This window comes from Hymenobacter humi (genome assembly GCF_042665855.1).
Classification (GTDB): Bacteria; Bacteroidota; Bacteroidia; order Cytophagales; family Hymenobacteraceae; genus Hymenobacter; species Hymenobacter humi.
The window spans coordinates 1-21,112 of the sequence record NZ_JBHTEK010000002.1; the positions used below are offsets into that span (position 1 = coordinate 1).

Annotated in this window: 22 protein-coding genes and 1 pseudogene; 9 read left to right on the top strand and 14 right to left on the bottom strand. The window is 61.1% G+C overall.

The annotated features are described in order from the left end of the window. Window positions 1-33: 33 nt before the first annotated feature. The 13 genes from ACFQT0_RS26105 to ACFQT0_RS26165 all read right to left on the bottom strand — a co-directional run bounded on the left by ACFQT0_RS26105 (window position 34) and on the right by ACFQT0_RS26165 (window position 12,876). A complete protein-coding gene (locus tag ACFQT0_RS26105) occupies window positions 34-579 on the bottom strand; it encodes a hypothetical protein (RefSeq protein ID WP_380206190.1) in 546 nt (181 codons plus the stop codon). After that, the gene (locus ACFQT0_RS26110; RefSeq protein WP_380206191.1) at window positions 485-1,249 is read right to left on the bottom strand and encodes a hypothetical protein; all 765 of its coding nucleotides are present in this window, start codon (window positions 1,247-1,249) and stop codon (window positions 485-487) included. The genes ACFQT0_RS26105 and ACFQT0_RS26110 overlap by 95 nt, the downstream gene beginning before the upstream one ends. Beyond that, window positions 1,168-2,292 carry a hypothetical protein gene (locus ACFQT0_RS26115; RefSeq protein WP_380206192.1) on the bottom strand — a complete coding sequence of 375 codons (1,125 nt, stop codon included), beginning with the start codon at window positions 2,290-2,292 and terminating at the stop codon, window positions 1,168-1,170. Before ACFQT0_RS26115 ends, ACFQT0_RS26110 begins: the two co-directional genes overlap by 82 nt. 5 nt (window positions 2,293-2,297) lie before the next feature. Beyond that, a complete protein-coding gene (locus ACFQT0_RS26120; protein WP_380206193.1) occupies window positions 2,298-3,266 on the bottom strand; it encodes a DUF6443 domain-containing protein in 969 nt (322 codons plus the stop codon). An 870-nt stretch (window positions 3,267-4,136) separates the two neighbouring features. Continuing rightward, window positions 4,137-4,463 (bottom strand): hypothetical protein, encoded by a 327-nt coding sequence (locus tag ACFQT0_RS26125; RefSeq protein ID WP_380206194.1) that lies wholly within the window; start codon window positions 4,461-4,463, stop codon window positions 4,137-4,139. 170 nt (window positions 4,464-4,633) lie between these two features. After that, window positions 4,634-5,740 carry an RHS repeat domain-containing protein gene (locus ACFQT0_RS26130; RefSeq protein WP_380206195.1) on the bottom strand — a complete coding sequence of 369 codons (1,107 nt, stop codon included), beginning with the start codon at window positions 5,738-5,740 and terminating at the stop codon, window positions 4,634-4,636. Between the two features lie 376 nt (window positions 5,741-6,116). Further along, entirely contained in the window at window positions 6,117-6,902 is a 786-nt protein-coding gene (locus tag ACFQT0_RS26135) for a hypothetical protein (protein ID WP_380206196.1), read from the bottom strand. Continuing rightward, window positions 6,872-7,585: a hypothetical protein gene (locus tag ACFQT0_RS26140; protein ID WP_380206197.1), complete on the bottom strand. Its 714-nt coding sequence runs from the start codon at window positions 7,583-7,585 to the stop codon at window positions 6,872-6,874. Before ACFQT0_RS26140 ends, ACFQT0_RS26135 begins: the two co-directional genes overlap by 31 nt. Window positions 7,586-7,602: 17 nt before the next feature. Beyond that, window positions 7,603-8,019, bottom strand: a complete 417-nt coding sequence (locus ACFQT0_RS26145; RefSeq protein ID WP_380206198.1) for a hypothetical protein — start codon at window positions 8,017-8,019, stop codon at window positions 7,603-7,605. A gap of 1,729 nt (window positions 8,020-9,748) precedes the next feature. Beyond that, window positions 9,749-10,246, bottom strand: coding sequence for a hypothetical protein (locus ACFQT0_RS26150; protein ID WP_380206199.1), 498 nt, complete (start codon window positions 10,244-10,246; stop codon window positions 9,749-9,751). 115 nt (window positions 10,247-10,361) lie between these two features. Continuing rightward, a complete protein-coding gene (locus ACFQT0_RS26155; protein WP_380206200.1) occupies window positions 10,362-11,129 on the bottom strand; it encodes a relaxase/mobilization nuclease domain-containing protein in 768 nt (255 codons plus the stop codon). Between the two features lie 96 nt (window positions 11,130-11,225). Further along, entirely contained in the window at window positions 11,226-11,528 is a 303-nt protein-coding gene (locus tag ACFQT0_RS26160) for a plasmid mobilization protein (protein WP_380206201.1), read from the bottom strand. Window positions 11,529-12,333: 805 nt separating this feature from the next. Then, window positions 12,334-12,876: a type II toxin-antitoxin system PemK/MazF family toxin gene (locus ACFQT0_RS26165; RefSeq protein WP_380206202.1), complete on the bottom strand. Its 543-nt coding sequence runs from the start codon at window positions 12,874-12,876 to the stop codon at window positions 12,334-12,336. A 722-nt stretch (window positions 12,877-13,598) separates the two neighbouring features. Here ACFQT0_RS26165 and ACFQT0_RS26170 point away from each other — a divergent pair. From ACFQT0_RS26170 to ACFQT0_RS26210, 9 genes and pseudogenes are all read left to right on the top strand, one after another. Further along, complete coding sequence (locus ACFQT0_RS26170) at window positions 13,599-13,892, top strand: hypothetical protein (RefSeq protein ID WP_380206203.1); 294 nt, start codon at window positions 13,599-13,601, stop codon at window positions 13,890-13,892. Window positions 13,893-13,935: 43 nt separating this feature from the next. Next, complete coding sequence (locus ACFQT0_RS26175) at window positions 13,936-14,430, top strand: replication initiation protein (protein ID WP_380206204.1); 495 nt, start codon at window positions 13,936-13,938, stop codon at window positions 14,428-14,430. Window positions 14,431-14,434: 4 nt separating this feature from the next. Continuing rightward, entirely contained in the window at window positions 14,435-14,872 is a 438-nt protein-coding gene (locus tag ACFQT0_RS26180) for a hypothetical protein (RefSeq protein ID WP_380206205.1), read from the top strand. 636 nt (window positions 14,873-15,508) lie between these two features. Next, window positions 15,509-15,796, top strand: coding sequence for a hypothetical protein (locus tag ACFQT0_RS26185; RefSeq protein ID WP_380206206.1), 288 nt, complete (start codon window positions 15,509-15,511; stop codon window positions 15,794-15,796). Window positions 15,797-16,300: 504 nt separating this feature from the next. Further along, window positions 16,301-16,924, top strand: a complete 624-nt coding sequence (locus tag ACFQT0_RS26190) for a hypothetical protein (RefSeq protein WP_380206207.1) — start codon at window positions 16,301-16,303, stop codon at window positions 16,922-16,924. Between the two features lie 34 nt (window positions 16,925-16,958). Further along, window positions 16,959-17,435: a hypothetical protein gene (locus tag ACFQT0_RS26195; protein WP_380206208.1), complete on the top strand. Its 477-nt coding sequence runs from the start codon at window positions 16,959-16,961 to the stop codon at window positions 17,433-17,435. A gap of 267 nt (window positions 17,436-17,702) precedes the next feature. After that, window positions 17,703-17,906, top strand: coding sequence for a transposase (locus tag ACFQT0_RS26200; RefSeq protein ID WP_380206209.1), 204 nt, complete (start codon window positions 17,703-17,705; stop codon window positions 17,904-17,906). 89 nt (window positions 17,907-17,995) lie between these two features. Then, window positions 17,996-18,886, top strand: a pseudogene (locus ACFQT0_RS26205) (IS3 family transposase); the annotation flags it as partial. A gap of 605 nt (window positions 18,887-19,491) precedes the next feature. Continuing rightward, entirely contained in the window at window positions 19,492-20,301 is an 810-nt protein-coding gene (locus tag ACFQT0_RS26210) for a T9SS type A sorting domain-containing protein (RefSeq protein WP_380206210.1), read from the top strand. A gap of 318 nt (window positions 20,302-20,619) precedes the next feature. Here ACFQT0_RS26210 and ACFQT0_RS26215 read toward each other — a convergent pair whose 3' ends face one another. Beyond that, window positions 20,620-21,108, bottom strand: a complete 489-nt coding sequence (locus ACFQT0_RS26215; RefSeq protein ID WP_380206211.1) for a hypothetical protein — start codon at window positions 21,106-21,108, stop codon at window positions 20,620-20,622. Between the last annotated feature and the right edge of the window lie 4 nt (window positions 21,109-21,112).

Sequence of the window (21,112 nt, forward strand, 5' to 3'; positions counted from 1 at the left end):
TGCTGGTCGGCGTCCCCGAGGTTCAGCGACGTCTTATACGTGAGGCGCTGGCCGGGACGGTAGGCCAGGCGCAGGTTGCCCAAATGGTCCGACACCGTGTACTCGCGGGTCGTGACCGTGCGCACCTGCCCGGCCGGGTCGCGCGGGTGCGGCGCAGCACGCGCCCGGCGGCGTGGGCGAAGAACCGGAGCGAGTCGGCCTCGTACTGAAGCCAGCCAGGTAGTCGGTGCGTTGCGGCGTGGGCTTGCCGGTCTGGTAGACGAGCTTGGCCACTTTCTGCCCGTCGGCGGCGTAGCGAAACACCACGCTGTCGGCCCCGGCGCCGAACTTGACCTGCCGGGGCAGGTTCAGGTGGTTGTACAAGATGCGGGTAATGCCCTTGTTCTTGTCGGCCGTGAGGTTGCCGCTCGCATCGTAGCTGTACTCCTGCCCCAGCTTCACGCCTTGTTCCTGGAAGTCTCCGGCCCGCGAGGCCGGTGCTCCATTATAACCCGTGGGGCGCGGGAGCTGGTTGCCCGTGATTTGGTCGTCGACGGCCTGCAGCCGGTTGCCCTGATAGGTGTAGGCGAGCTGGTCCACCGCCCCGAACCGGGCCGGCGCCGTGCGGGTGGCCGGCGCCAGCAGGCCCCGGCGCTGCAGGTGCCCAATGTTGCCGTTGTCGTCGTAGCCCAGCCCAAAGCAGGCAGGCGGTCCTCCTCCGCGTTCCAGGCCCCGGGCGTCGGGGCCAAGGCGCCGGCCCGCCACGAAGTCGCCCCGCAGTAAACGGTTGAGCGGGTCGTAGGCGTAGCCGTAGGCGCGCTGCACCGTCCCGGCCGCGCCAGGTCTGGCCCGTCAGGTTGCCGCTGTACTGCTCGTAGCCCCGGGTGAAGCCGCGCTCGTAGTGCAAACTCAGGTTAAACAAGTCGGCCGGATCGGGCGCGTGGGGGTTGTTGAGGCCCGTGAGCCAGCCGCGCGGGTTGTAGGCGTAGTCCACGGCCTGGGCCAGCGCCCCGGTGGCCAGCGAGGTCGACCACGAGCTGCCCCACCTCGTTGTAGCGCCGCCGCGCCAGCAGCACGGGCTGGTTTCGGCGCCCACCTGCTGGCGGGTGGCGCGCAGCCGGCCCGTGTGGTCGTAGGCGAAGAAGTCCTGCACCATGAGCGGCTCGTAGTCCGGGCCGCGGTGCAGGGTCACGCGCTGCAGCGGCTGGCCCGTCCAGTCCAGGTGGGTGGTGACCAGGCCTTCGCGGTTGCGGGCGTTGGTGGTTTGCACCTGCACGGGGCGGGCGCGTGCGTCGTAAAAGGTCGTCGTCGTGAGCCAGTTTGCCCCCGGGTCCCCGGCCGGGCGGTGCAGTAGCCGCGCGCGGGTGCGCGTGACCAGGCCCGTGGTGCGGGCGTCGGCCACGGGGCCGTGCCGGCGGGAAAGGCGAAGTTCGTGTCCGCGTTATAGGCGGCATCGGCCGTACCCTGGGCGTCGAAGTTGAAGTTGTAGTCGTCGTAGTAGCTCACGCCCAGCACGAGCCCGGCGCCGAATCCCGCCTGGCCCAGGCGCGGGTAGGCCCGATCCGTGGTGTAGAACTGGGGGTAGGCGCCGGCATTGGCCGTGCGCTGCTCGTACTGGCGGGCTGCGGTCGTGTCGGCGTCAGCCCCGGCCTGCAAGATGGTCGGGCTCGCCCCGTCGGCGCGCGTGACCAGGCCGGTGAGCACGACGCGGCCCAGCGCGTCGTACTTGGTCCAGCTCCACTCCTTCCGGAGGCGCTGCTGCGCGTCCTGGCTGAGCACCGGCCGGTCCAGCGCGTCGTAGACCACGACGGTCTCGCCGTCGGTGCCCGGCACCTGCTTGGCAATCTGCCGGCCACGCCCGTCGTAGCGGTAGCGGAACACGAAGGGTGCGGCCGCCGCCGGCAGCGGGGCCGGCAGCACGCCGGTGGCCAGCACGCGCTTGGCGGCTTCGGGTGGGAGCACGTACTGCAGGCGGCCGAAGTCGTCGTAGGCGTAGGCCGTGCGCAGCCAACGGCTGGTTGCTGAGGAACCCGTGCCCGGGCGGGCGGCCTCGACTTGCCGGAGCACGACCTGGCCCTGCTTGTCTTTCCACTCGATCGTGCGGTAATGGTGGTCGCTCTCGTCGGCGACTTCCATCCCCCAGAGCTCCCCGGCCGGGTACACGCCCTGGTAGCCCGGGTCGAACACCGCCGGATCGTAGCCGGGCCGGAACCAGAGCACCGAGTCCTCGTCCGTGTTGGGCCGCTCGCTGCGACCGACGGCGTGGCCCGTACCCAGCTGCCAGGATTCGCCGGGCGCCCCTTGCGCCAGCACCCGGTTCAGGGCGAGGCCTCGAACTGCGTCTCGGCGTAGGCCCGGCCCGTGCGGGCCACGCCCCGACCCGCAAAGTCGGGGTCGGGCGGTCCCTGCCCGCCGCCCGGCACGCCCGTGCTGCGGTAGAAGGCGGCCTGCTCGGTCAGGGCCCGGTAGCGGAAGCCGGCCGGCCCCACGGCGTTGGCCGGGGTGGCGGTGACGTCGGCGGCGTAGGGCAGGTACTGGCGGGGTTCGCGGCCGAGCGCGTCGTAGGCCTGCGGCTGGACCAGGTCCCGCAGGCTCGGGGAGGCCTCGTGCTGCACGGTCTGCACCGGCCGGCCCAGCCCGTCGAGGTACTGCGTGGTGCGGGCGGCGGCGCTGACCGGCCACGTGGGCGCCGCGTCGGCGGGCGCGTCCAGCAGCGGCTCAAGCGCCGTGGCCGGGATAGGTTCCTGGCGGGCGCCGGTGGGCAGGGTCCAGGCCACGGCCAGGTAGCCCGGGCCCCAGCTTTGCTTGTGCCGGGCCTCGACGTAGTAGCGCTGATTAGCCAGCAACTGGATGGTGGCCGAGCGCTGGGCGGGGTAGCGGTCGAAGTCGTGGGCGGAGGAGGTGTAGTCCAGGCAGGAAGCAATCAGGACCTTGTGGGCCGGGTCCTGGTCGGGGCTCAGGTAGAGCTCGGCGGCGTCGTCGCCCACGATCCAGAAGGTGTAGGCCCCCGTCAGGGGCGCGACGAGGTAGCCGCGCACGCGGGCGGCGTAGTTGAAGCCCGAAGCGGCCGGGGCTTCGAGCTGGTTGAGATAAGCCGTGCCGGTCGGCGCCAGGTGCACGGGCACGTCGGCCAGGGCCCCACCGGGCACGTTGGCCCACTCCTCGCGCAAAATCACCTGGGTGGGCGCGGGCGGCAGGGGGCGCGGCCACGGGCAGCAGGGGCACGCGCGGCACCCAGGTGCGCACGAAGTTGACGTCCGCCGGGGCGCTGGCCGCCGAGTCCGCACCGGCCCGCAAGGGAGCCAACGCCAGGCCGGGGTTCGTCTCGTCGGGCCGGTTGCGGGGCCCCACCGGGCCGGCGCCGAGGGCCAGGTACAGGGGCTTGCTGGTCAGGGTCAGGTTGGTGACCCAGTCGTTGGTGGCCCGCACCCGGTAGGCGCCCGAGTCGGCGGCGCTGGCCGCGGCCACGGCGTAGAGCGAGTCGGCCGCGCCGGCCACGTCCTGCCAGGCGCCGGCCTGCCGGCGCTGCCACTGGTAATGCGTGCGCGTGCCGCCGAGCGGGCGGCGCAGCGTGAGCGCCTGCCCCGGCAGGGCGCGCACCGTGTCCGTGCCGGCCGGGGCGGTTTGCGGGGCGTAGTTGAGCCCGAGTTGGCGCGGGTCGCCGGCGCCCTCGAACTGGGGCTCGAGGCTGCCGAAGTCGAATACGTTGTTGTGGGCGTACAAGCGCAGGGCCGCCGTGGCCGACCCCGCGGGCCAGGCCGGCAGCCGGGTCAGGCGGTTGGCGTTCAGGTACAGGGCCGTGAGCTTGGGCAGCTGCGTAAGCGCGGCCGGCACGGCGCCGGTGAGCTGGTCGCCGTCGAGCTCGAGGAACGTCAGGCTGGTCAGGTTGCCCAGCGCGGCGGGGATGGGGCCCCCGATCAGGGTCACGCTCAGGCTCGAAGGTGGTCAGGTTGGCCAGGTTGCCCAGCGCGGCGGGAATGCCCCCGGTGTAGGCGTTGCCCTGCCCGAGCGGGATGTTGTAGTGGTTGCCCAGGTACAGGCTCTGCAACTGGCCCAGGTTGCCGAGTTCGGGCGGAATCGGGCCGAGAGCTTGCTGGAATACAGCGAGAGGTAGGTCAGGCTGCCGAGCTGGCCGAGTTCGGCGGGGATGGGCCCGGTCAGGCCGGTGAAGGAGAAGACCAGGCGTTGCAGCCGGGCCAGCTGGCCCAGGGCCGGGGGATCGCGCCGGTGAGCCCGGGGGCGGTGTAGCACTCGAGCACGGTCAGGCCCCGGAGCTGGCCCAGGGCGGCGGGCAGCGTGCCCTGCAGGTTATTGTTGCCGCTGACCAAACCGGTGACGTCGCCGCCACTGACGGTCACACCCGCCCAGGTGCCGGCCTCGGCCAGGGTGGTGCCCGTAAGCCAGTTGGTGCGCGTGGTCCAGGCCGGCCCGCCCGTGGCGGCGTAGAAATGGCGCAGCACGCGCAGCTCGGTCGAGTCGGCCACCAGGCCCTCGCCCGGGGCACGCCCTGGGCCCGGACCCCGTAAGCGCCGGCACCGAGCCAGAAAACAAAGAACAGGGCGCGGCGTAACACGCCTCGCAGCGAGGAGAGGTGGGACATAACGGACTGGTGAAAAGCTCGGGAGTGGGGAGGCAAGGCCGTGCGCGAACGCGCTTACTGCCCGGCGTAGTGGTATTGCTGCTGCGAGAGGATGCGCCCCTGCTCGTCGCGGGTGCGCACGAGGCGGCCCAGCGCGTCGTACTCAAAAAACACAGTGCGATTCTGCGGGTCCGTTTGAGAAGTCGTGCCGTCCAACGGATCGTGGGTATAGGTGGTCACTTGGGCCCCCACCGGGAAGACGCGTAGTTCATCCACCACCCCAGCGCCCGACACGGTGATTTGGCCACCGGCTGCAATGGCCACCTGCGTTGCGTACAACCGCCAGCCATTGGCTTCGACACCGGCGTAGGTCAAGGGTTGCCCATTGGCTTTGGGCACCTCCGTTCCTTGTCTTGCCCAGCACGAAACCGCGTAGGTCGCCGCCGTTAAGGGCCCTGATTGCAATCCACTGGCCGAGCCCAGCCGGTAACTGGCGGTGCCGGTGTATCCCTCGGTCGTCACGAAGGCCCCGCCCGTGCCCGTCGCCACCCACGGACGTAACTCGCCCGCCTCAAAGCTGGTGCACGCCAATTGACTGGCGGCGGCATTCAGGGCATAGGCAATCGGCTTCGTGCCCCCGTAGCCCCACCCGTAGGCACTGGGCAGGCCCTGGGGGCGGTGTTGCTGGAGCAAGTTGCCTTTGGCATCGTAGCCATCGAACGCTAACGTTTCCTCGTAGCGCGCATCTTGGAGCCACGTGCCGTTGCTGCCGATGGCCGCCGAGGTGAAGGGTTGAGGAGCCGACACCCGGGCCTGCCACAGCCGCTGCGGGTGCCCGTCGGCATAATAGTGGGTCAGCTGGCTGCTCACCAAGGTAGAATCAAGCCCTCGCCGCCGCCATTGCTGCTGTTCCACCACCGCGTCCACGACGTTTCGGTCCTGAAGCCCTTGAATGGCCAGGGCCACCGGGCTGCTTGCCTGCGCGGCATCGTAGTCGGAGGCAAACCGCGTGTGCGTGATTAAAAACGACTGATCCGACAGCCCTTTGCTGGCCCAGGAAGGGTCCGTGTGCCAACTGCCGGCCTTGGTCTTGCCGTATCCCCATCTGGTAGATACGTCCGTGAAGGCAGCCGCACCGCGCCCATACAGGCGCTCCCGGCTGGAAACGCGGGGCGAAAACACACTGGTGTAGAGTGCATTATCCGTTTCGTAAATGTCATCCCTATGGTATAGTACTCGGCACAATCCGTTCGTCCGCACGGGGCCACGGTATAGCCTGATAACGTCACCTTGAACTGTTGTTGCTGGGCCGTGATCACGCCCAGGTAGGCATGATCGACTCGTTTCACGGGCCGCCCTTGGTCGTTTTGGTAGAGCTCGGAAACCAGCAAGTTGCGCCGGTTGCTATCCTGTTCGTTGAGATACGTGTACGTTGTTTGACCGGTCGCCGTACCGCGGCGGGTAACGGAGACTTGCTCATAGCCAATGTGGTAGCCGTCCTGCCCGGCGTTGATGAGGCGACTGTCGCCAGCCGCTAACACCGCGTCCCCGCAAAGCGTCATCCGCAAGTATCGGGGCTCAAAAAGAGCTTGCCGGTCGAAAAATGCCGCTGTTGAACGCTGTCGTACCGCGTATACCCGTAGGTCGTGGTCAGGCTGTCCCCCGAGCGCGCGTAATCAATCATCCGGCGGACGCGCAAACCGCCCACGACGCGGTCGAAGTAGGGATCGGGCACCAGGGCCAAATTCCGCAGCTTGACCAGGAGCGTCGCGCGGTCGTCGGGCGAATAGGAAAGCGCCACGAGCAGGTAATTACCGGGGTCCAGCGTATTCGGGGTGCCGTTGTAGGGGGTCGGGGGATACAGCTGGGTTCGGGTATCAAACCCTCCGGGTGCGGGCACGCCTTCTTGAAGACGGTAGAAATACGTGCGCGGCGTCCCACCTGATGGGTTGTTGCTTAAGTAGATGTCTTGGTTAACGCTGACGCCCGTGGCCCCTTTGGGGAGTTCGACATAGGTGGCACTGACCGAAGCCGTGCCAATGCCTTGATAGCCGCCCGGAAAAAATTGATAGTAAACAATCTCCGAAAGCGAATCCATGGCCCCGCCGCTGGCCGAAGCCACCAATTGCATCTGGGCCGGGTCGGGATCGGAATTGGTCTGGCGGAGTTCGGTTACCACATTTGATTCGTATTCAAAAAACGTGCGGCCTCCCGTAGGGTATTGAATCGAAACCAAGCTGCCGGCTTGTGCATAATCCCGGTTGCTGGCCCGGTTGGCGGAGGCATAAGGATTCAAGACGAACAAGTTGGAACTCAGGTAGGACAGCGGCAATTGCGGCACCAACGAACTATTGGGCGCGCCGTTGAAATACCCCCAGTGGTCTTGGGCGTAGCTGTCCCGACTCGGCAGCGGGGTGTGGTGGTACTCGAACCGATAGGGGGCTTCCCCATTTCCTGCACCGCATCCAAGCGCAAGCGTGAGGCGCGCCCGGCTCCCCCATTAAAGTAGCCGTACTGCAATTCGTAACGACGTGCGGCCTTCGAAGCGGTAAGCCCCGTGACGTCGATGCTGCGCAGCACGGGGGCCGGAACGTCCAGGGGCAGCGCGACGTCGAGGCGGTTCATGTCGCTGTTGAACACCACCTTCATCGTCGCCGTGCGAATTTCCTGCAGGGTCTGAGTGGTGTAGCTGCTGGGAACGGAGCCTTCCCCTTGGCTAAAAGGGGGATCTTGGGCACAGTAATAGGGAGAGCCGGGATCTGTGCTGTAAGGAACTTGGTACAGCTTGACCCGATTGACCTTGCTGCTGGGGACCTGTTGGCTGGTGTTATTGAGTCTATAGAAGAGACTGATCTGGTCCTTGCCGTCGGCGGAGGTAATTTGCGTAAGGTGCCACGCCGAGTGAAAACTTGTGGTGGTCCCAGGGGTTAGCCCAAGCGCCTCCGTGGTCTCGGGAGCGTCGAAGGAGTACGTCGTTCCGTCCGCCAGCTTCACCTCCCAGCCACCGGACGCGCTGCCGCCGACCACCCAATTCTGGTGGGGATTTAAAAAGGACGGTGGTGAGAGTCCAGCGTCATCGTCACGCTTTGCCCTGCTATCGAGATGCTGTATAGGTCGGGTTCAATGTCCAGTGTGCCGTTCGCGGCTTGCCCGTCGCGGAGCTTTTTGTCTGCACGTGCGGTGCTGGAAGTAGGCTGCGCCCGGGCAATGGAATCCGCCGCATGCCAGACGGGCCACGCGTCAAAGTATCCGGAGTTGGGGGTTTCATCCGGCAATCCCTTTACGGTCCGCGTCATCAACCCGCCCGGGTTGAACGACCACCCCAGCCCCACCCACGAGGCCATTTCTTCCACCCGCACCCCGGTGGTGCGGTAGCTCAGGGCCAGCGGCAGCGTCAGTTGCGGGCTCTTGATTTCCACGAGCGGCACGCTCACCGAGACGGCCCCGGCATTCAGGTCCACCGGTAAGCTGCCGAAGGTGCCAATGGGAGCCGTAACGGGAGCGGGAGGAATTAATTTTCGTTCCGCTGCCAGCTGAGTTTGTGCCCGCAGCGCGGGGGTGAGAAGGCAGCCAATACTCAATGCCAGAAGCGCCCGTCTGAAACGATAAGTCATGCATCAAAAATTATGTAGTAGGTATTTGCTCCGTTGTCTTATATCCCGCCAGCATCACAAGGCGAGGGCGAATTCTGAGGCTGCTTCGCTCTCTAATAGGCAAATGGAGTAAGCAAATGGACCTTTTTGCGGTAAAAAGGGCACATCTTACCCGCCTGCCAAGCCGCAATCCGTTCATGTCAAGGGATGCTTTCGCCAGCAGCGGCTGGCCGGAGTAGCAGTATCCGCCATGCTCGTGCCGGTAGGACAAGACCAACGCACCTTCCCAGGCACGAGAGTAAACAGCCCCAATGGGTTGACGGCGTGTTTAACATGCAAGGCTATCCTAAAGCTTGGGCAATGAAGGGATAGAAGATGAAATCATACACGAACCGAAAGAGCCGAAGGAAAAGCATGACGGGGTCCCCTTGCGCGAAGACGCGCAAGCAGGGGCCGCCAGCACCGAGGCGTGAAAAAGAGGAAATGGAGCGGCCGTGCGGAACACCGGCCGGAAAGGGCAACGGGTAGAAACTCACGGGACCGGGCCGGAAACCGGCGCAGCACCCGCTGACGTTGGCGGCCCTGGCCCCCGTGGGGACCGGGCACCAGCAACCGGGAGGGTTGGGCAGCGTCCCCGTCCGTGGTGGAGGCACAGAACGGGTGAAACAACAGGTTAGCCGCTACAAGGGAGGCTAGTGACGCAAGTAAGGCACTGATTAACAGGGTTTGCAAGGCTCATCCGCACTTTCATGCACAGTGCCGAGCTAATGGGTTGAGAACGAAACAAAATATTTTACCTCCGTTCAGGTTATATATTTAATATAATTAATTACTTATATTATCAATAGATACTATAGTCTTAACTATAGTACTGTTTTCCCTTCAACCCATTATTCTGCCTGCTAGCCTCACTCCTGCTCTCGGTTAGGCTTCGGGCGCTGGATCTGTATACTTGCCCGTAAGGGGACGACCTTGCTAGCCCCTTCTGGTCGCCCTCACTGGCACTAGGTAGCCGCTGAATCTGCTGGGCCTGTTTAGTAGCTGGCAAGACTTAAAACAGAGCTCCTTCAACTCTTGGTGCAGTTGAGCGGTAGGAAACTGGACTGTGGCATCCCAGGTCTCACCAAATGAAAAAGGTTAACCAAGGCTATGGGTTTAAACAATGAAGGCGATAAAGCCGAAAGCCTACAACCCGGAATCACACACCCCCACTCTGCCTTGTCAACCCAGCGAAGGCATTTAATAGGAGCCCGTAATCATCCCCACCGCCCCTGGCATTTGGGACCAGTAGAAGAAGCCGGCATATACACCAAAGGCATCTTGAATGGCCATTAGAAAATCTCAAAAATGGGTTTGCACACAGTTGCGCAGCTTCACGCAACTGATGCCAAATCGCTCCTGTAGGGCTTTTCTGGCTAGCAGCGGCCAGTCTTTGGGCCCGATCGCCAAAATCACTTCTCTCAAGAAGCTGTGTTCCTTCTCTTTGCCCCGCAGAATAGCTGCGTTCGGCCGAGGCTGATACAGGCCGTGGAGCATGTACTGCACCCACAGCGGCTCTTTAGCTCTCTTGATACCGTCGGCTCCTAGCGCAACCGCGTTACTTGGTTCTTTTGTGACTGGCTTGCTTTTCCAATTGCAACGCCTCGGCCCGTTTCCGTTGCGCCTGCACCAGCAGACGCTCCCGCTCCTCAAGGCGGATCGTTTGCTCTTGAAACGTCACCGAGTCCTGCCGCCACCGCGCCCCCACCGACACGGCATAAGCCGGATTGGTCTGCATCGTCTCCCGCCACAACCACGCGCTGCGCTCGTACTGGTCGCGCACGGTGGCCGCGTTCCACCACCCCCACAAGCTCAGGCACAGCACGACCAGCAAGCCGATGAACGCCCACACCCCGTACCGCACCAGCTCCGTGAGCGGCCGGTCCGGGTGGTGGCGCCGCACTTCTTCGGCGACTGCCTGCCGCAGCTGCTGCTCCAAGTCCTTGCCCACTCCCGCAGGAGCCGCATTCTCGGGGACGGGCGCGGGCTTCGCCGCCGCTTCCTGCACTTCCAGCACAATCGTAGCCAGCTTTTCCAGGGTCGGACGGTAATCCACCGGGGGCTGCTGATCCGCCAGGCTTTTTTCACGCTGGCCACGTCGTCGGTCAGGCCCTGCAGCAGTTCACCAATTAGCTCGTTGTTCATAGAAGAGAGGGTAGAAAAGGAAAGGATTAATAGCCCAGTCCGTGGTCGGATGAGCGCAAGCGTGGGGTTGCGGGTTGGTTAAGTTGGGGTTGTTGCTGTTGGTTATGCTGTTCAAAAGTCTTGGTCAGGCCGCCCAAGGACAGCGGCCGCGCCGCCTGGCTTCCTTTGAAGCGCTGCCCATTCTGCTCGAAGCTGATGCCCGTCGCCTGCCCGGCAGCGTTGCGGTGCAGCTGCACGGTGATGCCCCGCGCTTCCACCCCTTGGGTGAACTCGGGCAGACTCCGGGCCTGCTGGGCGCACGCCTGCACCGCCTCGCGCAGCCGGATGCGGACCTGCTCGTGCACCGGCACGTTGGCCAGGCTCTGCCGCTTCTCCTGGCTCAGCACCGGGGTCAGCGCGTACTTCTGCTCCAGCTCGCGCAGCAGCGCTTCGCTGCGTGAATAGTTATGGCCGTCCCCGACCGTGTGCCCGTCGTCCGCCACCCGGTTGGCCACGATGTGGAAGTGCGGGTGCGGCCGGTCGTCGTGGCGAATCACCGCGTACTGCCCCTGGGCTAGGCCCATCCCTTTCAGGTAGTCCAGGGCAATTGCCGCCATTTTGTCATTGGTCAGCTGCTCCTTTTCTTCCGGCGGAAAAGAGATGGACGTGTGCCACACGGCCCGCCCGAGCGCGGGGTTGAGCCGGCGCTGCTGCTCGAAGTCCTGGGTCATGGCCTCCGCGTCGTAGTCGCGCACGCCCCGGCTCAGCAGCACCTCGCCGTTGCCCTGGTCGAGCTTCTTGAACTGATAGGCCACGCAGCCCCCGAAGCTGCGTCCGATAATTGTCTTGCCGATCACGACGCCAACAGTTTGGTCAACGCATCCAGCAGTCCATCGGCCTTGAGGGCGATGCTACGTACCCCGACCCCGTGGGCCTTCTTCACCAGCTGATTCAGCGTGTTGCCCAAGGCCCGCAGGCTCGTGCAGCGCGGGAAGCGCGGCGGGGTCCAGTGTCGGGAGTACCTGGCCCGTCAGCACCGCCTGGCGGCAGTAGTCCCCCACCGTCAGCCGCGCGGCCTGGGCCCGGCGCTTGACCGCCAGGTATTCAATTTTAGTGAAGCGCACCGTGGCCCGGTCCGGGCGGGCCACGGGGTTGCGTGGCCGGCCGCCTTTTCGCTTGGGCGGGGTCTCTTCGGCAGGTAAGGAAGCTTCCATAGCACAGGACAGGGAGTAGGACTTTGGCGACGACAGGAGCCAAAGCCAGCCGTTGGTGGCGCATAAACCGCAGGTTTTTGCCGCCAACAACATGGCTGGCTACTCAACGCGTTAGGGGCCGTTGAACAGACGGAAAAGCACGAGGCTAGGTTACGGCTAGGAGCTAAATAGCGGCGGTCATCCACGGGATATTCTGGAAGCATAGGGACGTTAGGCATCCTCCGCTAACGGTCCAGCCCTTGTCGTTGCAGCCAAGCGCTGATACCGGGCAGAAACAAGCAACCCGAAATAATCCGATTTGTGTACCCCTTAGAATCCGAAAGAGTCATGGTGCTGCCGACTCTCCCCGTGGGTCGCTAGCAGCTGCTGGGCTTGGCTCGCACTGATCTCCTGGGCCACGTAGCTGCCCAGCACCTCCCGCTCAAAAGCGCCGGGCTCCAGCAGAGGATTGCGAGCGGGCTCTCCAGAATATCGGAGGTACTGCCGGCGTCTTATCATTTCCTACGCTTGGCTTACCAGGGTGGTCCGTTCCGTTTTGCTGAAGCCGGGCGCGATGCGGGCCCCAAGGGGCTCCTGACCGAGTGGGTGCGTTCCGTAGACGGGGGCTGGTGGGGGACGTAGCCCGCCCGCTAGGCATCTTACACCGCCCCGAGCAGGTGCGTGGCGTAGCCTCCGCCCGCTTGGTGGTACCCGCGCCATGGGTCATCCAACCGCTCATGGGGGAGCCGGTGCCTGGTGCCGGCTTGTAACTGGGCATAATGGTCACGAAGGGCCTCCCTGACATCTTGACTGCTGAGCCGCCCCGTCACCTCCCCCGGGTGCAGGGCCAGGCGGTAAGCATCCGGCTCGTAGTCGGGGTCCTCCGCCGCTTGCGCCGCCAGCACGTTGAGGCAGCCCTACCGGCGCTCCTCCTAAGCGGCCGCTTCGGCGGCGGAAAGCGTGGCCGTGCCCCGGGAATCAGGTGCGCAAAGTCTGCCATCGGGCCTGCGTTTGGAAGGCCGGGGACCGGCCTTCGGTAGTACTGAAACAATTCCTGCAGCCGGTCACACATTTCCTGAGCGGTGGCGCTGGGCAGTATCTCCAGGCGGCGCACCAAGCACGTTTTGTCGACCAATCGGAGGTGGTCGAGCGCGACCTGGCCCTCCTTGTCCTGAAAGGTGCAGTCAACCCGGGAGGGGTAATCCCGGCGGGTGCTGGTCAGCGCGGCAATGGTGACCAAGCGCAGGGGGCGGTTCATCTCGTCGGGCGAGAGCACTACGCAGGGACGGGTCCTGTTGACTTCGCTGCCTTGAGTCAGGTCCAGATTGGTGAGCCGGACTTCGAAGCGCTGCACGCCTACGACCGCCATTCCCTGTCCTCAAAGGCGTCACCGGCGAATCCTGCCAGCAACACGCCCTTCGGGACCGGGCCTTGGGCCAGCGCCCGCTGAAAGCGCCCGTCCCAGCCCTGGCGGCGGGGCTTCCCTACCGGCTTGATGAGCAGCCCCTCGGGCGTGGGCTGCAAGTCGGCCCCACTGCTGAGGTGATACTACTGCAGTAGCTTCTTGGGCAGCACAATACCCTGGGAGTTGCCCACCCGAATCAGGCGCGTAGTCATAAACCAAACACATGTACAATGCAATTGCATTTCAGGGGGTAGAAGGCGCGTGGTGGTTCTACCTATCATCTTTAGCTGGGTAGGCGCAGCGCGTGCTGCAATGAGGGCGGCCGCCTGAGACCGAGGCGCAGCCCATGGGGCACATCGACCCGATTCGTCGGGGAAGGCGTCGTGAAAAACGACTTTTTATCAGTGAAAGCCCCAGGATTTCGGCTGCCAGACGCTTCGTGCGCCTAGACGAGCCCGCAACATGCCGTGGAATCAGGGAATGACTGATAAAAAGTCGTTTTTCACCGCATCGCACGACCCGCCGGCATTGACAGCGTTAGGCAGCAAAGCCTTAAGTGCAAAGGCACCTTAGGACCTAGTGGCCGTACCGGGAATTGCGTCCTAACCCCAAAGAGTGCCCAATAATATTTAAAGTATAATTAAGTATTAAAAAAGTGCAATCCCATTTTGCCGTTGTACCTTTTTGTGCGCTTCCCTTTTTTGCTGTTTTTCGTCGCCTCTTCCCTTTTCTTAAAAGCTTTTTCCTCTCGCGCGAGTCAACAACTTGTGTATTTTTCTTTATTTGTCTATTTGCAGGGCTCAGAACGTGTTGATACAATGACTGTTACGCCACTTAAAAACGACTTTTTATCAGTTAAAAACGACTTTTTATCAGTTAAAAACGACTTTTTATCAGTTAAAAACGACTTTTTATCAGTCACCTCCCTGGCGAACTACGACTTTTTATCAGTTAAAAACGCCCTTGAAAAACCAGGGTAGTTTTTAAGTCCTGCGCCCTATATTTGTGACCTACCGCTACCCTATGGAATCGACTGACGCCCTGCAAGTCCGGCAGCACAATGCCATCACCACCGCCCGCTACGACTACACGGCCTGCCAGCTGGACCTGCTGTTCTTTCTGCTCTCCAAGCTCCGCCGCGAGGACGCCCCGAACCAGGAGTACCAGATTCATATGAACGAGGTCGTGGCCATGACGGGCCGGGAGTGGCACTACAAGCAGCTCAAGGAAGCGACCGAGTCCATGGGCTCGCGCATGTTCGAGGTGGAGAACGACGAGGCCTACGTGCAGCTCTGGATGTTCCAGAAGGTGGAGTACGTCAAAGGCCAGGGCTTCCTGCGCATCCGCCTCTCGGAAGACATCCGGCCCTACCTGTTCGAGCTAAAGAACAACTTCACCTCGTTTCAGCTCTTCTCGGCCCTGAAGATATCGAGCAAGTACGCCAAGCGCATCTACCAGGCTGGCCTCGCAGTGGAAAGACATCGGCGAGACCAAGACCTACGACCTAGAAGAATTTAAGCTCATGCTCAAGCTCAAGGACGCCAAGGGCAAGGAGCCCGAGCAGTTCCAGCGCATCAGCGACCTGAAAGCCAAGGTGCTCGACATTGCCGTCCGGCAAATCAACGAGAACACCGAGCTCAAGATTGGCTACACCCTGCTCAAGCAGGGCCGCTCGTTTCACGCCGTCCGCTTCTACGTCACCCGGCAGCAGCCCAAACAGCTGCCGATTCCCTTTGAGGAATCCCCGGAACAGGCCCGGGTACTGATGGCCCGTCGTCACCTCGAGACCCTGGGCATAAAAGACATCCAGCTGGTCGGCCGCATCCTCGGCGACAAGCAGCTGCTCAACGAGCTGTTCAAGTTCATGTACCGGCTAAAAACCGATAAAATCAAGGCCGATAAAAATCCCGGCGGGCTCCTGCTCACCGTCTTGGGACTCAAGAAAGCCAAAATGAGTTAACGCAGCCCCTTCTTAGCCCAGTCACAAGCTGCACGGGACGTATCAGATATAATCTTGCGTGGACCCAATCAGCTAGTAGTGTCTAGTGTAGAAGTATTACCCGTGTTACTTGTGTTACCTGTGTTACTATTAGTCGCCCTTCTTTTAAATACGGTGGGATAAACTTCCACCAAAAAAGTTATTTAATTTGATGTCACACACGGGCCCGCTTGTTTATGCGTTGACCGAGAAGTATCCATTTATTATAAAATACTATATTTAGGAATGCACGTGCCTTTGTACATGATTTTCGAGCGCTCGCTCGAATGCGAGGGTGCGGCTACGGTAGTGTCCTTACGGGTGCGAATAGAGCTTCAGCGGTTTTGACATCGCCGAGGGATGATAAACTACCCATGACTGCATTCGCATGTATCATCGCATGAAGGCGCCCTAATCATACTTAACAGAGATATCTGTCGGATACCTTGATAGACAATTCTCATTTCACCTTTCTTCTATCTCTTGCATATGCCTCTCGTTCGATATCGCTGGGTCATCGCTTTCGCAAGTACCATCCTATGGTCCCTGCTGCTCTGTCCTGCCCAAGCGCAGACCATACCCACTTCAACTGTCTCGGCCAGCACACCACCACCCACTATGGTGCTGGTAACCATCAATTGGTGGGGGAATCTAGCAGGCACCTCATTCCTGCAAGCCGCCTTCGACACTGGCGGACGGGGCTTGGCAAACCTGAGCGAAGCAGAACTGAACAAAAAATACGCAAAGGTTCCTATGCCCGCGTCGCCGACTTCGATCATCAATTTCGTAGTGCAGAACGGCTACCGAGTGGTGGGCTTTTCCACCACACAGGGTGGGGCCGGGGCCGATGCCAGCCGGGTCAGCGTGACCAACGGGTACGTCTTCCTATGTGAGCAGGTACGGTAGTACCAGTTTGCGAGAAGCCCCGCTTAGTGACCAGTATAGAGACAATCCGTCCAAAAGTATTCAAATAGAGTTGTCATACCTAGAGCGACTGTATTACCGTTACGTCAAGCTGAAAGACATCTAGATTGGTTATCCCAGCTAGGTGTTTACTGGAGTCTTTCCTACTGTTCGAAATGAATTAAAAAATTTGGACGGCCTACACTGCGCGGCTCACTCTTTTGCAGAAAAGAGTGGCTACAACTTAAAAAATACTTTACATACATAACAAATAGAAAATAATATTATATATATATAAATTATCTTGTTTTAACGTCAGGCGACAAATACATTTGTTTCGTTCTCATCCTTTTGCTTCTACCCATGCAAATCAAGAGATTGGTCGCCCCGATTCGGCAATCGGGCATATTGCTTTTAACGGCAGCGCTAGCCATGGGCCTGCCCGCATGCCGCGACCAAGCTTCCACCCCCAACCCCTGCCAGGGTCAAAAGGCCAACCCTTTGACTGTGAGCTTCGTCGAAGCCTTCGGCACGCCTACACCCGACACAGCTTACAATGGTCAGACGGTGTCATTGCAGGGCCCGGGCGCGCCCTACACGAGCTACCAATGGCGCATCGGCGCTATCGACGAGCGCACCGGGCGTACTACCGCCGTGCGCTTTGACAACCTAACATTGGGACCGATTCCCGTCCGCCTAATTGCCAAGCGCCCACCTAACGCGGCGTGCTTCAAAAACGATGACGGGGTGGATACACTTACCCAAGTCCTGACCCTGGTGCCCATCCGTGACCCGCGGGCGCCAATTTATGGGAAGTTTAAGGGAAGTAATTCGGACGCCCCGCAGGACACGTTTACGGTACGCATTTACTCCGGCCCCAATTATTCCTTCCCCAACAACCCGGCGGCCGATCCAAGCAACTACGCGGTAGGGCTGCCCAAAGGGTGCCGAATTCCTTATGTTGAAATCGGCCTGACGTGGCGCGGCATTACAGCCAATAGAGGCGGATGCACGGGCTTAAACATCACCAAGGGATACTTAACCACCCGCGATAGCATTCGCATCGAGTACCGCACCCAGGTGAGCCCTACCATCATCGACAAAGTATTTCTCGGCAAACGCGTCCGGTAAGTCCCGGTTTTTTCACCTTTCACTTTTCTGGTTAATGAAATTTTTCTACCCTCTTGGGGTGGGGCTGCTCGCTGCGTCCCTATCCTTCCCACATCCCGCCATTGGGCAAACGGCACCTTGCCCTCCAATTGGTGTGCGCACCGACCCAGCAAACCCTAATAATCCTGGCGGGCAGCCCAATACCTTTAATTGGTATTATGGTAATTACCAGCCAACTACTTACAACGGCAGCCGCTACACACTGAATAGTCCTTTCCCGGGCGTAGGTCAAGACTATATTGAACTGCCTTGGCGTCAGCCATTCAACTCGAATATGGACCGTTTTCAGGGCAAAATTGATAATCCAGCGGATGGTTGGGAGTTGATTAGAAGAGATTTAGGTTATGATGATGCGGGTAACCCCGCCAAAACGACCAATCCGACAGTGATTCTCTATAACCGCTACACTAGCATGCTCAGAGTCTTCACTGCCGTCGGGGATTTGCAAAACAGTTACCACTGGCGGAAATAAAACTAACCTTTGGTAACGCTGCGCTTAACAAAGCTGCTACCCTTAACCGCCAAAACGCTTTGGGTGTAGCCTTAGAAGATACAGAGGTAGGTACTAATCCGGAATTTGTGGGCATTGCACGTTACTTAAACGGGCGCAGCAAGTGGTTCGTGGCAGATTTTCCCATGGATTACGACCCTTGCATTTGCCAGTTTGATTCGCGGCTAGTAGTTGACGTGAGGTGGTCTAGGCAAAGCGGACAGAAGAAGGACGTATATTTCTTCTGTGATGACAGCCAAAAAGAGCGGGTCGTCGCCCGACAAACGACGCAAGTACGACGAGGCGTTTAAGACGGAAGCCCTTCGTCTGGCCGGCGAGAGCCGCAGCACGCAGGCCGCGGCCCGGCAGCTGGGCATCAGCCCCAAGCTGCTTTACCGCTGGCAGCAGGCCCAGGCTCGTGGCCGAAGTGGGCAGCGAAGAAGTGGCGCGTGACCCGGAAGTGCGCGCCCTGCGGGCCCGACTGAAACGGGCCGAGCAGGAACTCGATATTTTAAAAAAGCCTTGGTCATCTTCGGCCAGCCGACCCGGTGAGCACCTACCAGCACATCGCCCAGCGCCAGCAGCAAGTGCCCGTGCGCCAGCTCTGCCAGGCCTTGCAGGTTACGCCCAGCGCGTACTATGCCTGGCACCGGCAGCAGGGCCAGCCCGTGCCCGAACCGGCGTGGCAAGTGGCCGTGCGCGAGGCCTTTGCCTATCATGCGCAGCGCTACGGCACGCGCCGGCTGCGGGCCGAGGTGCAGGCCCAGGGCCACGCGGTGGGCCGCTGGCGCATCCGCCGCGTGCTCCACGCGCACGGCTTGCGGGCCCAGCAGCCCCGCTCGTTTGTGCCCCGCACCACGGACTCGGACCCGGCCGTGCGCGCCGCCCCGAACCGCTTGCTCGGCCAGCCGGCCCCACCGCCCCGAACCGGGTCTGGGTCGGCGACATCACCTACCTACCTGCCCCGCCAGGGCGGCGGCTGGCTCTACCTGGCCGTGTGGCTGGACCGTTGCTCGCGTAAAATCGTCGGCTGGGACGTGCGCGACACCATGCCCGAAGACTTGGTCAGCGAGGCCCTGCGCCGGGCCCTGGTCGTGCGCCGGCCCGCGGCCGGGCTGGTCGTGCACTCCGACCAGGGCAGCCAGTACACGGCCACCCGTTTTAAGGACCTGGTGGCACGCCACGGCGCGCAGCAAAGCATGAGCCGGCGCGGCAACTGCTACGACAACGCCCACGCCGAATCCTTTTGGAGCCGTTTCAAGGCCGAATTACTCGACGGCGGCAGTTTCCCCGGCTTGGCGGAAGCGAAGCTCGAAATCAGCCACCACATCGCCTATTACAATGCCGAACGGCGTCATTCTGCCCTTGGCTACTGCTCACCCAACCACTTCGAAACCCATCTTCAAACAACGTCCCAATTGTGTCCGGCTTAGCTAGACCACCTCAACGTGAGTTTGATCTCCCAAGCAAATGTCAACCTTATTGGGAACACGACCGGGTCCTTGGTGACGGCGGGGAGCGGCACGAGCACAACAGGCTCAGATTTTGACAAAGGCATCCCATTCATACGAAAAGTGAACGGGGTATTAGCAGCGGGTGGCAAGTCTTACGACAACATCGACAAATTTACTAACAAACTTTCTGCCCAAAATCCAGCTAAGGCAAGCCAACTGTCTACCCTTAATTCCGACCTTAAATCGGGAGGGTTCTTGAAGAGTGGCTTGGCGGCGCTGCCTTATATTGGAGCTGCGGTCAGCATGCTCGACTACTTTATGGGCGGTGGCCAGGATGCAGGACCACAACCAGTAAGCATGCAACCCATGGCCATTGAGATGGCCACTACTACCACCGGAACCATTTCTGCGCCTAGTTTATACAACACCACCCCTTTTCACAATCCCGGCAATCGCATATCCGTTAGCATTCCGGAAAATGTCCCGTACTATAACGAGGCCATGGGTGTCTTCAGTTTGTTAAAAAACCAGTTATTCAAACTAAGGCCGCCACGACCACTAACCCCGACCGCTCTCGCAACATCGTGCGTTCCTTCCGTCTGGCCGAGGACCTGCAGTACGTCATTAACCCCGCCGCTGGGCTTACGGTGCAAGATTTTAAAGTTGCATTGATCGTGGAAGGTAACGAAGTGGAGCCTTTCGGAGGCGAATACACCTTGGAAGGCTCTGTAGTGCAACCCGATGGGAGCTTCAATTACCTGTATCGAACCGAATACCAGGATGCGGCCTGCATCAAAAATACTATCTTCACTACTGAAGCGTTGGGTGGAACAGGCGACTTGAGCCAGGAATTTGTTTATAAAACTGCGTATTTAAAGGTGATGCTTAACCTGCGGCCGGTCGCCGCGACGGCCACACAACAAAACGTGCTGTTTGTAGCCCGTTACCCGGTCACGACGAGCGCGGTGGCCAGTTACGCATCTCTGCCCGTAGCTTCCTGCGGCGTGTTGTCTCAAGCAACTCCCGCTGCTATTGACGCAGTGTGCCAAGGCACCAAGTATAAGCAGGCTATAGTACTGACTCGTCCCGCAGGGAAGGGCAAAGCGGCGGTTGCTGGCAGTGTCCCTAGTCAAGGCACTGTTCTGCAAGCCTTCCCCAACCCCGCGACGGGTTCAGTTCGCTTAAGCTACCAGGTGGCTCAGCCTGGTCGGGTACGCCTGATTTTGAGCGATGCACTAGGCCGAGAAGTCCGAACTGTAGTTGACCAGTCACAATCCCCTGCGGGTACTTTTGAAGTCACTGCAGGTCTCACCGGGCTTCGGGCCGGCATCTACTACTGCACACTACATACGGCTACTCAACACAAAGTTGAACGAATTGTCGTAGCCGAGTAGTAGTCAGCTTCGTTATCACACAAAAACGCCTCTCTTGGATTGCTAAGAGAGGCGTTTTTTGTGGCACCAGTATGGGCTAAGTCCGCAAAATCAACGATTGCCAAGATTCGAATAGGAGTATTTAAGGGTTTATTCCACTGCGAAGTAAATAGGCTCTTAGCCCCTGCTTTAAGAAGGCTCCACTGAGCAGCCTGCGCCGGCTGCCTGCATAGTGTCGGAGCGTCCCGTAATGTCGTCTGTGCTAACTCATATGGTGGCTAACTGGGCCTCATCGTTGCCAGCAGCCAGTTGGAGCCTGACCAATCGAACTAGCCATACCTAGCTATTTCCAACCTCCGGTCGTCGGCCCTGCTGAATGCGCTGCCGACGCTGCTGCTCCTGCGCGCGGGCCTGCGCCGGCCGCGGTGGGGCCGGCGCGGCGCCAGCGAAGAGCAAATCTAACGCCTCCTGCAGCGCCTGCTTCTGCGAGTAGGTGTACTCGCCCTGAGTGCGGCGGGCGTGAACGTAGTCGCGCAGTTGCTCCAAGTGCCCCCGGCTTACCACGAACGTTTGGCGCACCCCATCCGCCGGAGCAGCCGGGCTGGCAGGCCCAGGCTCCAACCCAGCAGCCTCAATCGTTACCGTTGGGGTGTTACTGGTGTTACGTGTGTTACTGGTATTACCAATGTTACTTGCCCTTTCTGGCTTATCTGCTGGCTTTTCCACCGGCTCATGCTCGTCGCTAAGGTCGAAAAAGTCGCGTTCCGACGTGGGCTTGGCGGCCTTGGGGTCGCCGGGGCGGGGCAGGTTCTTGAACGTTTTGGCCATGGAA

Coding starts and splice junctions, on each gene's coding strand:
- ACFQT0_RS26200 (WP_380206209.1), top strand. CDS start 17,703: ATGACAGCCAAAAAGAGCGGGTCGTCGCCCGACAAACGACGCAAGTAC.
- ACFQT0_RS26185 (WP_380206206.1), top strand. CDS start 15,509: ATGGTGCTGGTAACCATCAATTGGTGGGGGAATCTAGCAGGCACCTCA.
- ACFQT0_RS26160 (WP_380206201.1), bottom strand. CDS start 11,528: ATGGAAGCTTCCTTACCTGCCGAAGAGACCCCGCCCAAGCGAAAAGGC.
- ACFQT0_RS26180 (WP_380206205.1), top strand. CDS start 14,435: ATGCTCAAGCTCAAGGACGCCAAGGGCAAGGAGCCCGAGCAGTTCCAG.
- ACFQT0_RS26215 (WP_380206211.1), bottom strand. CDS start 21,108: ATGGCCAAAACGTTCAAGAACCTGCCCCGCCCCGGCGACCCCAAGGCC.
- ACFQT0_RS26195 (WP_380206208.1), top strand. CDS start 16,959: ATGAAATTTTTCTACCCTCTTGGGGTGGGGCTGCTCGCTGCGTCCCTA.
- ACFQT0_RS26165 (WP_380206202.1), bottom strand. CDS start 12,876: ATGGCGGTCGTAGGCGTGCAGCGCTTCGAAGTCCGGCTCACCAATCTG.
- ACFQT0_RS26175 (WP_380206204.1), top strand. CDS start 13,936: ATGGAATCGACTGACGCCCTGCAAGTCCGGCAGCACAATGCCATCACC.